The organism is Gordonia oryzae, assembly GCF_003797185.1.
GTDB classification, from domain to species: Bacteria; Actinomycetota; Actinomycetes; order Mycobacteriales; family Mycobacteriaceae; genus Gordonia; species Gordonia oryzae.
Map to the genome: position 1 here is coordinate 19,982 of NZ_RKMH01000024.1, position 12,173 is coordinate 32,154.

The 12,173-nt window shown below is 65.0% G+C and carries 15 protein-coding genes, 1 tRNA gene and 3 pseudogenes; 10 read left to right on the plus strand and 9 right to left on the minus strand.

Features of this window, described 5'->3' with window-relative positions; translation table 11 throughout:
* Positions 1-12: 12 nt before the first annotated feature.
* Both EF294_RS20705 and EF294_RS20710 read right to left on the minus strand, forming a co-directional pair.
* On the minus strand, positions 13-405 hold the full coding sequence (locus EF294_RS20705) for a DUF4189 domain-containing protein (protein ID WP_123933009.1): 393 nt from the start codon (positions 403-405) through the stop codon (positions 13-15).
* A gap of 27 nt (positions 406-432) precedes the next feature.
* Positions 433-1,224, minus strand: coding sequence for an SCO4651 family lipoprotein (locus EF294_RS20710; RefSeq protein ID WP_123933011.1), 792 nt, complete (start codon positions 1,222-1,224; stop codon positions 433-435).
* A gap of 340 nt (positions 1,225-1,564) precedes the next feature.
* On the opposite strand from EF294_RS20710, the gene EF294_RS20715 reads away from it, so the two are divergent.
* From EF294_RS20715 to rdgB, 8 genes are all read left to right on the plus strand, one after another.
* Positions 1,565-1,972 (plus strand): M67 family metallopeptidase, encoded by a 408-nt coding sequence (locus EF294_RS20715; protein ID WP_006371569.1) that lies wholly within the window; start codon positions 1,565-1,567, stop codon positions 1,970-1,972.
* A 6-nt stretch (positions 1,973-1,978) separates the two neighbouring features.
* Complete coding sequence (locus tag EF294_RS20720; protein WP_123933013.1) at positions 1,979-2,263, plus strand: MoaD/ThiS family protein; 285 nt, start codon at positions 1,979-1,981, stop codon at positions 2,261-2,263.
* Positions 2,260-3,234: a PLP-dependent cysteine synthase family protein gene (locus EF294_RS20725; RefSeq protein WP_123933015.1), complete on the plus strand. Its 975-nt coding sequence runs from the start codon at positions 2,260-2,262 to the stop codon at positions 3,232-3,234. The genes EF294_RS20720 and EF294_RS20725 overlap by 4 nt, the downstream gene beginning before the upstream one ends.
* A 145-nt stretch (positions 3,235-3,379) precedes the next feature.
* Entirely contained in the window at positions 3,380-3,994 is a 615-nt protein-coding gene (locus tag EF294_RS20730; RefSeq protein ID WP_123933017.1) for a rhomboid family intramembrane serine protease, read from the plus strand.
* Positions 3,991-4,797: a glutamate racemase gene (gene murI / locus EF294_RS20735; protein WP_185091191.1), complete on the plus strand. Its 807-nt coding sequence runs from the start codon at positions 3,991-3,993 to the stop codon at positions 4,795-4,797. Before EF294_RS20730 ends, murI begins: the two co-directional genes overlap by 4 nt.
* A gap of 83 nt (positions 4,798-4,880) precedes the next feature.
* Positions 4,881-5,645 (plus strand): cyclic nucleotide-degrading phosphodiesterase, encoded by a 765-nt coding sequence (locus EF294_RS20740; RefSeq protein WP_123933021.1) that lies wholly within the window; start codon positions 4,881-4,883, stop codon positions 5,643-5,645.
* Positions 5,646-5,688: 43 nt separating this feature from the next.
* Positions 5,689-6,441 carry a ribonuclease PH gene (gene rph / locus EF294_RS20745; protein ID WP_123933023.1) on the plus strand — a complete coding sequence of 251 codons (753 nt, stop codon included), beginning with the start codon at positions 5,689-5,691 and terminating at the stop codon, positions 6,439-6,441.
* Positions 6,438-7,079, plus strand: coding sequence for an RdgB/HAM1 family non-canonical purine NTP pyrophosphatase (gene rdgB / locus EF294_RS20750; RefSeq protein ID WP_123933025.1), 642 nt, complete (start codon positions 6,438-6,440; stop codon positions 7,077-7,079). Before rph ends, rdgB begins: the two co-directional genes overlap by 4 nt.
* Before the next feature lie 29 nt (positions 7,080-7,108).
* Here the strand turns inward: rdgB and EF294_RS20755 are convergent, their stop codons facing one another.
* Together EF294_RS20755 and EF294_RS20760 are read right to left on the minus strand one after the other, a co-directional pair.
* The gene (locus EF294_RS20755; RefSeq protein WP_123933027.1) at positions 7,109-7,456 is read right to left on the minus strand and encodes a DUF3817 domain-containing protein; all 348 of its coding nucleotides are present in this window, start codon (positions 7,454-7,456) and stop codon (positions 7,109-7,111) included.
* Positions 7,453-7,914 carry a transcriptional regulator gene (locus EF294_RS20760; protein ID WP_123933029.1) on the minus strand — a complete coding sequence of 154 codons (462 nt, stop codon included), beginning with the start codon at positions 7,912-7,914 and terminating at the stop codon, positions 7,453-7,455. The genes EF294_RS20755 and EF294_RS20760 overlap by 4 nt, the downstream gene beginning before the upstream one ends.
* 216 nt (positions 7,915-8,130) lie before the next feature.
* Here EF294_RS20760 and EF294_RS20765 point away from each other — a divergent pair.
* A tRNA-Leu gene (locus tag EF294_RS20765) sits at positions 8,131-8,215 on the plus strand.
* A 325-nt stretch (positions 8,216-8,540) separates the two neighbouring features.
* Here the strand turns inward: EF294_RS20765 and EF294_RS22625 are convergent.
* From EF294_RS22625 to EF294_RS22820, 3 genes and pseudogenes are all read right to left on the minus strand, one after another.
* Positions 8,541-8,969 (minus strand): hypothetical protein, encoded by a 429-nt coding sequence (locus EF294_RS22625; RefSeq protein WP_342774375.1) that lies wholly within the window; start codon positions 8,967-8,969, stop codon positions 8,541-8,543.
* A 214-nt stretch (positions 8,970-9,183) separates the two neighbouring features.
* A complete protein-coding gene (locus tag EF294_RS22370) occupies positions 9,184-9,543 on the minus strand; it encodes an integrase core domain-containing protein (protein ID WP_185091186.1) in 360 nt (119 codons plus the stop codon).
* Positions 9,544-9,754: 211 nt separating this feature from the next.
* A pseudogene (locus EF294_RS22820) lies at positions 9,755-10,018 on the minus strand (IS3 family transposase); the annotation flags it as partial.
* Positions 10,019-10,358: 340 nt separating this feature from the next.
* Here EF294_RS22820 and EF294_RS20785 point away from each other — a divergent pair.
* A complete protein-coding gene (locus tag EF294_RS20785) occupies positions 10,359-11,324 on the plus strand; it encodes a transposase (protein WP_246008004.1) in 966 nt (321 codons plus the stop codon).
* A 16-nt stretch (positions 11,325-11,340) separates the two neighbouring features.
* Here the strand turns inward: EF294_RS20785 and EF294_RS22375 are convergent.
* Positions 11,341-11,610, minus strand: a pseudogene (locus EF294_RS22375) (transposase); the annotation flags it as partial.
* 338 nt (positions 11,611-11,948) lie between these two features.
* A pseudogene (locus tag EF294_RS21705) lies at positions 11,949-12,173 on the minus strand (IS701 family transposase); the annotation flags it as partial.

Here is a 12,173-nt window from a genome sequence, read left to right on the forward strand (position 1 = left end):
GCGGGGCGGTGGTTACTGGTGGTCCGAGGTACAGACCCAGGTGTAGATCTCGCCGCCGCCTGCGGCGTAGAGCGCGTTCGACTGGGCGCTGTAGAGGCTGGGGCCGCGGCCGTAGCCCCAATACGACGGTGACGAGGCCACAGCGCCGCAACCGTTGACGAACTGGACCACGACCTTACAGCCGTAGCCGCAGGCATCGAGGGCCTCGCTCGAGGCCTCGGCGTAGGAGTCGTAGTCCCACGCTCGACCGGTGTCTCCGGTCGAGGTGTTCAGCGCGATCGCGCCGTAGTAACTGCCATAGGCGTGGGCGGCGGGGGCGGTGTCGAGGGCGGTGGGAGCGACGAGCGCTGCACCCACTGCGCCCACGGCGACGGCCGAGGCAACCAGACGCTTGCGAATACTCATGAGCTGTCTCCTTGCGTGAGCGGGTGATCAGGCCGGCGCGCGCGAGGCGTCGGACGGGTTCGGGGTTCCGGAGGGGGACGGGGTGGCAACCGTCGCCGGCTTGGTGACCTCGACGGTGTTGTTCCAGTTCGACAGGTTCATCGTCATCGTGGAGTTGGTCGCTGGTATGAGGACCACGCGGCCGAGCTGGTTGTCGGGTGTGATCCAGACGTTCACCGGCACCTGGGCATCTTGGTTCTTGGTGATGTTGGTCCCGGTCAGCGCGGCGAGTTGCTTGGCGGCGACGGTCCCAGTGACGCGGGTGGCCTTGACACCGCCGATGTCCTCGGTGCCGGAGGTCTTGGGGTCCTGCATGTTCCGCAGCAGGTTCGCCAGGCCCTTCTCGGGGTTGAGAACGACCGAGACGTCGTAGACGGACCGGCCGTCGCCGTAGTCGACGTAGCCCTTGTTGCCGATGTCTGCGTAGAGGTGTTGATCGACGTAGACGAACGGTGCGGCGCTGTCGGTGGTGCCCAGCATCACCGTCGCGGTGCCCTTGGCCGCTGTCCTGGGCTTGGTCACCAGATCGGCGTCGACCTTCTTGACGGTTACGTTGGGAACTTTGCCGTCGACGGTGAGGTCCAGATGAGCACCGGTGAGGGCTGCGGTCTTGTCGGCGGCGGCTTTGATGAGGGCAGCCGGATCGTTCATCGACGACGAGGCGGTGGTGTTGTTGCCGCCGGAGCCGCTGTCGGAACCCGACGAGCAGCCGGTGAGCGTGATGGCAGCGGCGATACCCGTGGCGATGGCGGCGGTGGCAACACGGTGGGCACGGTGCATGTGGTGAGCTCCTGATTCTCTGAGGTTCCCCCGGGGCCGATATCGGTTGTCGAAGTCGGCACCACAGATCGTGAACTGTGGCGAAACGCTACAGCGCTGCACAACGGTGTGGAAACAGCTGTAGATCGCACGGATGACGGATGACGGGTGACGGGGTGCGTGGCGCGGCGCGATACGTTGGGGCGCAGGCCTGAGCTGGGAGAGCATCGGATTCGGGCAGTCGACCGGAATAGCGTCGCCGAGCCGGACGTTGGGTACCCACGATGTGCCGAGTGCGCGCGGTCGGGCGGGAGCAGCCCGTGCGACGGTAAGAGCGTGACGGTGAGAGCGAGGAGTGGCGGTGCTGCGGATCAGCCGCGAGCTGGTGGATCAGATGATCGCGCATGCACGTGCCGATCACCCCGATGAGGCGTGCGGGGTGATCGCCGGCCCCGAGGGCTCCGACGAGCCACAACGGTTCATCCCGATGGTCAATGCCGAACGGTCACCGACCTTCTATCGATTCGACTCGCTCGAGCAACTCAAGGTCTGGCGGGAGATGGACCGCCGGGACGAGGAACCGGTGGTGATCTACCACTCGCACACTGCAACCGAGCCCTACCCCAGCCGTACCGACGTGTCCTACGCGAGTGAGCCGGGTGCCCATTACGTCCTGGTGTCCACCCGTGAGCCCGACACCGACGAGGTCCGCAGTTATCGGATCCTCGACGGGGTGGTCACCGAAGAAGAGATCGAGATCAGGAGCTGAGCAACCATGGCGGTAACCGTGTCCATCCCGACGATCCTGCGTACCCACACCGGTGGTGAGAAGCGGGTTGACGCAACGGGATCGACGTTGAAGGAACTCATCGACAACCTGGAGTCGGCGAACCCGGGCCTACGTGAACGGCTGGTCGCCAACGGCAAGCTGCATCGTTTCGTCAACATCTACGTCAACGATGAGGACGTGCGCTTCTCCGGTGGTCTGGACACCACCATCGACGACGGGGACGAGGTCACCATCTTGCCCGCGGTGGCCGGCGGTAGCGCCACGTCGTGACCCGCTACGACTCGCTGATCGCCTCGGTCGGCAACACTCCGCTGATCGGTCTACGACGACTCTCGCCGCGCTGGGACGACGACCCGACGCTGGGCCCGCACGTGCGGCTGTGGGCCAAACTCGAGGACCGCAACCCGACTGGCTCCATCAAGGACCGCCCCGCGCTGGCGATGATCGAGGCGGCCGAACGCGACGGCACTCTGAGATCCGGGGCGACCATCCTGGAACCCACGAGCGGCAACACTGGGATATCGCTGGCGATGGCCGCCAAGCTCAAGGGCTACCACCTGATCTGCGTGATGCCGGAGAACACCTCCGAAGAACGCCGATCACTACTGAAAATGTATGGAGCCGAAGTCATCTCGTCGCCGGCCGCCGGAGGTTCGAACACCGCGGTGCGGGTGGCCAAGGAACTCGCCGCCGAGCACGACGACTGGGTGATGCTCTACCAGTACGGCAATGAGGCCAACTGGCGCGCGCACTATGCGGGCACCGGTCCCGAGCTGTACTCCGACCTGCCCGAGATCACGCACTTCGTTGCCGGACTCGGCACCACCGGCACCCTGATGGGGGTGGGACGCTATCTGCGTGAGCGTGACCCCGACATCGAGATCGTCGCCGCTGAGCCGCGGTACGGCGACGAGGTCTACGGGCTGCGCAACATCGACGAGGGCTTCGTGCCCGAGCTCTACGACGATTCGGTGCTCACCCGCCGATTCTCGGTGACCGGGATCGACGCCGTCGCCCGGGTGCGCGAACTCATCGACGCCGAGGGCATCTTCGCCGGGATTTCCACCGGTGCGATCCTGCAGGCCGCGCGGGGAATCGGACGCAAGGCGCTCACGGCGGGCCGGCGCGCCGATATCGGTTTCGTCGTGCCCGACGCGGGATGGAAGTATCTGTCGACCGGGGCCTACGGCGGTAGCCTGGAAGAGGCCGAACAGGCGCTGGAGGGACAGCTCTGGGCCTGAGGCCCGATCCGCCCCCACTGCACCTGACCGACACAGCCTTTGACCGGCACCGCATCCGACCGAACCTGACCGGCACGGCGCCTGCGGCGAGGAGAACACCATCAACACGACCCAGACACCGGGAGCGCCGCCGACGCGGCGCCCGTTGTGGCAGCGCCCGTTATGGCAGCGATCGGCGCTGGTCACGGTGTTCATCGTCATCGGCCTGATCATCGTCGAGGCCATCGATGCCGCCACCGACTACGACCTCGATTCGGCAGGTATCGAGCCGCGTCGTATCGACGGACTCGACGGCATCGTGTGGTCGCCGTTCCTGCACGCCAACTGGGATCACCTGGAGGCCAACCTCGCGGTAGGGGTGGTCCTCGGATTCCTGCTGCTGCTCGCCCGGCGATTCCTATTCGTCACCGCGGTTGTCTGGATTACTTCCGGACTGGGCGTGTGGCTGTTCGCGCCGAGCGGATCGGTGACCGTCGGAGCCTCCGGGGTGATTTTCGGCTGGCTCGCCTACCTACTGGTTCGTGGATTGTTCAATCGCAATCTGTGGCAGATTCTCGGCGGCCTGGTCTTGCTGCCTGTCTACGGGTCGTTGCTCTGGGGAGTGCTGCCGACCGACCCGACCGTCTCGTGGCAGGGGCATGTGTTCGGGGCCATCGGCGGCGTTCTCGCCGCCTGGTTCCTCGCCGACCGCGACCGGCATCGTCGGTCTCGGAGTAGCGCGGCCCAAGGGGGTCCGCCGATGCCGGGGGTGTCGCAATAGTCGCCCCCGGACCCGACGCCCCGATCGGCATCTTCGATTCCGGCGTCGGCGGGCTCACCGTGGCCCGCGCGATCATCGACCTGCTCCCCGACGAGGACATCGTCTACATCGGCGACACCGCGAACGGCCCCTACGGGCCGTTGACCATCCCGCAGATCCGCAAGCACGCGTTGGCCATCGGCGACGAGCTCGCCGAGCGTGGGGTGAAGGCCATCGTCATCGCGTGCAACACAGCGTCGGCGGCCGGTCTGCGCGACGCCCGTGAACGATACGCGCCGATTCCGGTCATCGAGGTGGTCCTGCCGGCGGTTCGGCGTGCGGTGGTCGCCACCAAGACCGGTCGCATCGGGGTCATCGGGACCGAGGCCACCATCGCCTCCCAGGCCTATCAGGACTCCTTCGCCGCCGCCCGGGATGCGGAGATTACCGCAGTCGCCTGCCCTCGGTTCGTCGACTTCGTCGAACGCGGCATCACCAGCGGACGCCAGATCCTCGGCTTGGCGCAGGGCTACCTCGAGCCGCTGCAGGAAGCGGGCGTCGACACCGTGGTGCTCGGCTGCACCCACTACCCGCTGCTCTCGGGTGTCATCGCCCTCGCCATGGGCGATGAAGTCACACTCGTCTCCAGTGCCGAGGAAACCGCCAAGGACCTCTTTGCCGTACTGACCCGCTCGGACATGTTGCACCCGCACACCGATCGTGCCGCCGAACGCGTGTTTCACGCCACCGGGAATCCGGAATCGTTCGCGCGCTTGTCAACTCGGTTCCTCGGCCCGACGGTCGGCTCGGTGGCCCGCATCTGAGGCGGCCTGCGGGACTCGTTCGCACACCGACTTGTGATCGGATACCCGGCCACCATGACGTCCGCGCATGGCAAGGTAGGGATATGCGTGTCACGGTGCTCGGTTGCTCGGGAAGTGTGGGTGGACCGGGTGCAGCCTGTTCGGGCTACCTGTTCTCGGTGCCCGGCGAGCAACCCGTGCTGATGGACTGCGGACCCGGCGTCTTCGGTGAGCTGATGCGGGTGTCCGATCCCGACAACATCGCGGTCGTGCTCTCCCATATGCACGCCGACCACTGCCTCGACCTGCCGGCGATGCTGGTCTGGCGCCGCTATGCCCCGCCCGGACCGGCGCCGGAGAAGGCCCCGCTCTACGGCCCGTCGGGGGTAGCGATGCGAATCGGCGCGGCGTCCTCGGAATTTCCCGGTGAGATCGACGACATAAGCGACACCTTCGACGTGCACGAGTGGGCCGACGGGATGGAGATCACGCTGGGCGGGATGAACATCCACGCGATGAAGCTCGATCACCCACCGGAGACCTACGGTCTACGCGTCACCGGTCCGGAGGGTCACGTGATCGCTTTCAGCGGCGACACCGGGCCGTGTGACGAACTCATCGATCTCGCCGCCGATGCCGATCTGTTCCTGTGTGAGGCGTCGTGGACTCATGATCCCGGCAACCGGCCCGAGCATCTTCACCTGTCGGGTATCGAGGCCGGTGAGGCCGCTGCGAAGGCCAACGCGAAGGCGTTGGCCATCACCCACGTGGCGCCGTGGTGCGACGCGTCGGTGATCATGGCCGAAGCACGCAGCACCTTCTCCGGTCCGGTCGAACTCGTCCGGCAAGGACAGATCTTCCACTTCTGACGCCCCGACAGCGTCATTCGGCTCGGTGTCTACAGTTGATCGTGTGACGACACGCGCTGACGGCAGGGCCGACGACGAACTCCGACCGATCACCTTCACCCGCGGATTCACCTCCCATCCGGCCGGATCCGTACTGGTGGAATTCGGGCAGACCCGGGTGTTGTGCACCGCCAGCGTGACCGAGGGGGTGCCGCCGTGGCGTCGAGGATCGGGCCTGGGGTGGCTGACCGCCGAGTACGCGATGTTGCCCGCCGCTACCCATGAGCGGTCTCGCCGCGAATCGGTCGCCGGTAGGGTCGGAGGCCGCACCCACGAGATCAGCCGACTCATCGGACGCTCGCTGCGTGCCTGCATCGACCTCGCCGCGCTGGGGGAGAACACCATCGCGCTCGACTGCGACGTGTTGCAGGCCGACGGCGGCACCCGGACCGCCGCGATCACCGGTGCGTACGTCGCGCTCGCCGACGCGGTGACCTGGCTGGGTGCCGCGGGCAAACTCTCCGACCCGCAGCCGTTGTCGTGCATGATCGCCGCGGTCAGTGTGGGCGTGGTCGACGGCCGGGTCCGGCTGGATCTGCCCTACGAGGAGGATTCGCGGGCCGAGGTCGACATGAACGTCGTGACCACCGACGCCGGCACTCTGGTGGAGGTGCAGGGTACCGGTGAGGGCGCGACCTTCCCGCGCGCCACCCTGGAGAAGCTGCTCGATCTCGCCGAGATCGGTACCGCCACACTCTTCGAGGCGCAACGCGCGGTGCTCGACGAGCCGTATCCGGGCGAGTTGCCGACCGAATGAGCGCTCCTCAGCCGACGGTCCGGCGAGTTCTGTTGGCCAGCCGCAACGCCAAGAAGCTGGCGGAGCTGCGACGCGTCGTCGACGCCGCGGGCATCGTGGGACTCGACGTCGTGGGACTCGACGCGGTCCCGAAGTACCCCGAGGAACCGGAGACCGGTGCAACCTTCGAGGAGAACGCGCTCATCAAGGCGCGCGCGGGAGCGCGGGCCACCGGACTGCCTTGTCTGGCCGATGATTCCGGGTTGTCGGTGGACGCCCTCAATGGTATGCCGGGAGTGCTCTCGGCTCGCTGGAGCGGACGTCATGGCGACGACGCGGCCAATAACGACCTGTTGTTGAGTCAGATCGCTGACGTTCCCGACGAGCGTCGCGGGGCTGCATTCGTCTCTGCCTGTGCGCTGGTGAAGCCCGACGGTTCCGAGACGGTCGTGCGCGGTCAGTGGCGAGGGATCATCTTACGAGAAGCGCTCGGTGCCAACGGTTTCGGCTATGACCCGCTATTCATTCCGGACGACGCGGCGGCGGCCGGACGCACCTCGGCGGAATTGTCGGCGCAGGAGAAGGACTCGCTGAGTCACCGCGGGAAGGCGTTGGCGCAGTTGGTGCCTGCGTTGGCAGCGCTGGCCGCCTCCGACTGAGCCGGCCGGCGCACACGCGGCTAGAGTGCCTACCCGCCGAGGCCGTACTCCTGCTTCACCTCGCGGGTGCGGATGTGCTCGAAGTAGAACGACAGAAACGGGATCGTGCCGGCGATTGCTGTCAGGACGATCTTTCCCAGCGGCCAACGCACCTTGATGGCCAGATCCACGGTCATGATCAGGTACGCGAAGTACACCCAGCCGTGCACGATCGGGACGAAGTCCAACGAGTCGACGCCGAAGCCATACTTGACGATCAGCTCGACCACCAAAAGGAGCAGCCACAAACCGGTGACCCATGCCAGGATGCGATATCGCAGGAGTGCTCCCTTGACCTTCTCGACGGGGGTGGCGGCGGGCTGGGCGGTCTCGGTCACTTGCTGCGGTCCTCACTGACAGATGAATCGGGTGTTGCGGTGGTCAGACGTCGGTCGCCGTGTGCGTGATCGGCGGCGCTGAGTTCGGCCAGGTACTCGTTGTACTCGCGGAGTCCGGAGTCGTCATCGGCGACGGTTGTCTCGTGCAGCGACGACGCGCTCGGCGTGCTGGCACGCTCGGGGAGCAGATCCTCGGGGATCTCCGTCATTCCCCTGGCTGCGGTTGCCCTCTGGAGTTCCTCGGGATCACTCTCCAAGACGACGAACCGTCGATAGGCCCAGAGGAATGCGAATCCGAAGGCCGGCCACTGCAAGGCGTAGCCGAGATTCTGGCCGGTTCCGCCGGCCTCGTAGGTGTCCCACTGCCACCAGGCCAGACTGAGGCAGACAATCGCGGCAACCACCACCAGCACCAGGAGTGCGGGGCGGTGCCGTCGTCGGCCGGGCTGCTGGGACATAGCTACGACGGTACCTGGCCTGCGTCGATGAGCTGCCGAGCGGTCCCGGTGATCTGCGTCAACACTGTGATGGTGACGCGTCATCGCGGCTCGGCAGAAGTCCCTATCGATTGAGCCTTGCGCATGAGGTTGCGGCACCACTCGAGGGTGCGACCCCATCGCCGACCTTGGTCGATTCCGTCGATCCACGAGGCGGGCGGTACGCTGATCGGGCACGCGCGAGTGGCGGAATTGGCAGACGCGCTGGATTTAGGTTCCAGTGTCCTAGGACGTGGGGGTTCAAGTCCCCCCTCGCGCACCATAGAAGCCTTACTAGAATCAGAGCGTCCGTGGACGGATTCGAGTAGGTCATCAATCAGCAATGTGGCACCGCCCGGGAGGGCGGTGCCTTCGTCTTGTGCCCTGTAGGCGGCGTATGCGGCCTTTTTGCCTGCGTCCAGGTCATGAGTAGCGTTCACGACCTGTGCACCGGTGTCGGCGGCGAGAAGCTCGGCGAGAGGGCTGTTGATGTCGTGGGCGGTGATCTCCTCGTCGTGGATGTAGAGATGTTTGAAGATGGCCTGGTTCAGCCGTCGCCGGGTCTCGTCGCTGGCTCCGGCGTAGAGCTGGTACGGATTGGCGAGCAATTAGAGGCAGAGGTCGATGTACTTGGCGCCTTGTCCGAGGTCGTCGAGTACCTCCTCGAGCTGGGCGGTGATGCGCCCACGCTGTTCGGCGATCTCGCGCAACCGCCGCTGGACTTTAGCGGTCGCTATTATTCCGTCTGCTGCCAGATCGAGCAGGTTCTCTTCCTTGACGTCGAGAGACTTCAGCTGCGTGGTGAGCTGGTTACGGTGCAGTCGAGCTGCTGCCGTGGTGTCGGCGAGCAGTTCTTCCATGACCGTGCGCAGTCCTTCGATGAACTCTGGGCTGAAGTGGATGGTCTTGTAATGTTCCTCGATCGCGGCTTCAACGAGGTCTTTGTTGTTGTAGGGCGCGTCGCAGGTATTGTCTTGGGTGCCGGCGCAGAAGAAGTAGTGATATAGCTTGCCGTGGCGACCGACGGCTTTCTGCATGATGATCCGTCTTTCGATCCCCACCGAGTGGCATTTGCCGCAGAACAGACTGCCTTTGAGGTAGTGGTGGAGTTTGCGGCGTCGCTCGCCGGCGAAGCCGCGCTCTTCGAGTAGGAGTTGGACGCGGTCGAAGAGTTCTTCGGAGATGAGTGGTTTGTACCTGGCAGGTCCCCCGGTCCAGGCAGTTCTAGAGCCAGTTCCTACTTGCAGTCGATCAGTCGATCTCGCAGCCCACGGGGTGATGCCGGTGGGTGCATCCGGCAGCGTACTCGGCAGGGGTCTTGTAGCCCAGCGCCGAATGCCGGTGCCGATGGTTGTGGTCATCCTTGAAGTCGCCGATGACCACACGGGCCTCCAAGATGGCGGGCCAGCAGTTGCGGTTCAAACACTCGTCTCGCAACCGGTTGTTGAACGACTCGATGAACCCGTTGTTCCACGGCGTGCCGGGCGGAATATAGGAGATCCCCACCGACCCGGCACAGTACTCCCGCAAGGCCTCTGAGATGAACTCCGGGCCGTTGTCCATCCGCAACACCAGCGGCGGGCCACCCCAGATCGCGAACGTCTTCTCCAACTCCTCGATCAATCGCTCGGCCGGGAATCGAGCGGTCCACGATGTTCAGCAACGACATCCGGGTGTGCTCATCGACCATCGACGCGATCTTGATCCTGTGTCCATCGACGGTGGAGTCGAACTGAAAGTCCAATGCCCACACCACTTTCGGCGCGTCCGCGACCACGATCGGTACCGAGGACTGGCCCGCCCGCTTACGGCGAGGAGCGCGCCGCACCTGCAAACCCTCCTCCTTCCACAACCGGTGGATCTTCTTCTTGTTGATCTCGATGCCGTCGTCGAACCGTAGGTGCGCCCACGCCCGACGAAATCCGTGACGGGGGTTCTTACGGGCGTAGGTGGGCAGTTGCTCACGGACCGCCGCGTCCGGGTCTGCCGGCTTCTGCGCTAACGGCAGCTGCCGATAGGCTGAGCGGGAAGGCCCAACAACCTTGCACGCCATCCGTTCTGACATGTTCTTGACGTCTTTGAGCATGTCGATGGCGGCGCGTTTGGCGGTCGGGCTCAGAATTTTCCAGTCATGATGGTTACAGGCCTACCGCCGAGCGGTCCTGACCCTGAATTTTCCTGGCCCACTCGGTGCCTTCCGAAGGACCCGTCGGTCCGATCGGCGGTAGGCCACCGCATCCATGCGGATGTGCAAGGAGTAGTGACCTGATAGGAGCCTGCCGCCTGTCCGCCCTTGCTCATCCCGACCAGGGAGGGAAGGACACTACATTGACCGCCGGCCCGAAATCACCAATGATCTACGCAGGTGTGGACACTCATGCCGATACACCCATCACGTCGCGATAGTCGACGCCAACGGCCGAGAAGTGGACGACCGCGAATTCCCCGCCACCACGGAAGGATATCGACTCATCCTTGAGTGGCTGTCATCGTGCGGGACCATCGTCGACGTCGGGATCGAAGGGTCAGCATCCTACGGGGCAGGACTTACCCGCTATCTGCACAACGCGGACATCTCCGTATCTGAAGTCCCGCACCCCAGCCGCCGATTGCGTCGGGCAAGCGGCAAGAGCGACGAACTCGACGCCTATGCAGCAGCACGGGTCGTCCTGTCCCGCCACCAGCTGTCGACGCCCAAACGCGGTAACGGCGCGATCGAGGCGATACGAGCACTGCGTGTGGCCTCAACCAGCGCTACCAAGGCAGCCACCGCGTCAATGAACACGCTGCGGGCGTTGATCGTCACCGCACCCGACGAGCTTCGCGAACAGCTACGGGGCCTGCGCGCCGCCACGTTGCTCACACGATGCGTCGACCTGCCGACCGATGCTGAACGCCTCAGCGATCCCGCTGAAGCGACCAAGATGGCATTACGCTCGCTGGCCACCAGGACCAAGCTATTGCGCAGCGAAGCAACACAACTGAAGAAGAACCTGGCCGCCTTGGTGGCCGACGCAGCACCGGCAACATCGGCAGTCTTCGGACTGGGTACCGATACCGCTGCCGCCCTACTCATCACCATCGGCGACAACCCCGACCGGCTCCGCTCCGAAGCATCCTTTGCCCACCTCTGCGGAGTCGCCCCAGTACCCGCATCCTCAGGCAAGACTCATCGGCACCGACTACACCGCGGTGGGGACCGACGCGCCAACCAGGCACTGCATACCGCCGTGATCGTACGGCTCCGCTACCACAACGGCGCCCGCGAATACGCGAATCGCCGCACCACAGAGGGCAAATCGATGCCCGAGATCATCCGATGCCAAAAACGCTACCTCGCCCGAGAAGTCTTCACAGCCCTCCGGACCGACTACCGCGATCTCACGCCTTGACATCTATAGGAGCGTCCTTCGCGATCTCCCGCAGTGCGTCCTTCTCCAACTCCGCATCGGCGAGCAGTCGCTTGAGCCGGCTGTTCTGATCGCGCAGTTCTTTGAGCTCTTTGGCGGCATCGGCGTCCATGCCGCCGTACTGGCGGCGCCAGTTGTACAACGTTGCGGCCGACACCTCGAGGTCGGCGGCGATCTCCTCGCCGGTCTTTCCCTCCGCCGCCAACTCATCAGCCCGGCGCAACTTGCGCACGATGTCCTCGGCCGAGTGACGCTTCGGTCCTGCCATGATCCCTATCGTCCCTTCGTGCCCTCATCAGGGCAAGGACTCTAGAACAGCCCGGACCGGTTCACGGGGGACACGCCAAGTGGTTCAACCACCGCCGTCTGCACGGCGAGATCGGACACGTCCCGCCGGTCGAGTACGAGGCCGCCTACTGGGCGGCCCACACGGTCACCAGCTACCGTGAGAACCCGGTCCCAGCAGAGGCCGGAACCAACTAACCGAGCCTCCAGCAAACCCGGGGCGATTCAGCCTGCCTTTTCCAGTGGAACAGCGTGGCCGACGAGATCCCAGTTTCGGCGGCAATTGATGACACCAACTAGTACTACAGCCGTAGATTGGGTTCATTGTTGTTGTGACCTGCGGTTTTGGTGGCATTGTTGGGCGCGTTTCTGGTGACGGCGGCGCCATAGGGTCCAGTCGAGGATGCGGTCGGCGGCGTGCAGTGGGGTGAGGACGAGTGCGCAGAACAGACGCCGGAATTCGTTGACTCTCAGTCGGATCAGGTGCCGGTTGGTGCGTTCGCGGTGTCGTTGGGTGGCGGTGGTGATCGCCAGGAACGCGTGCGC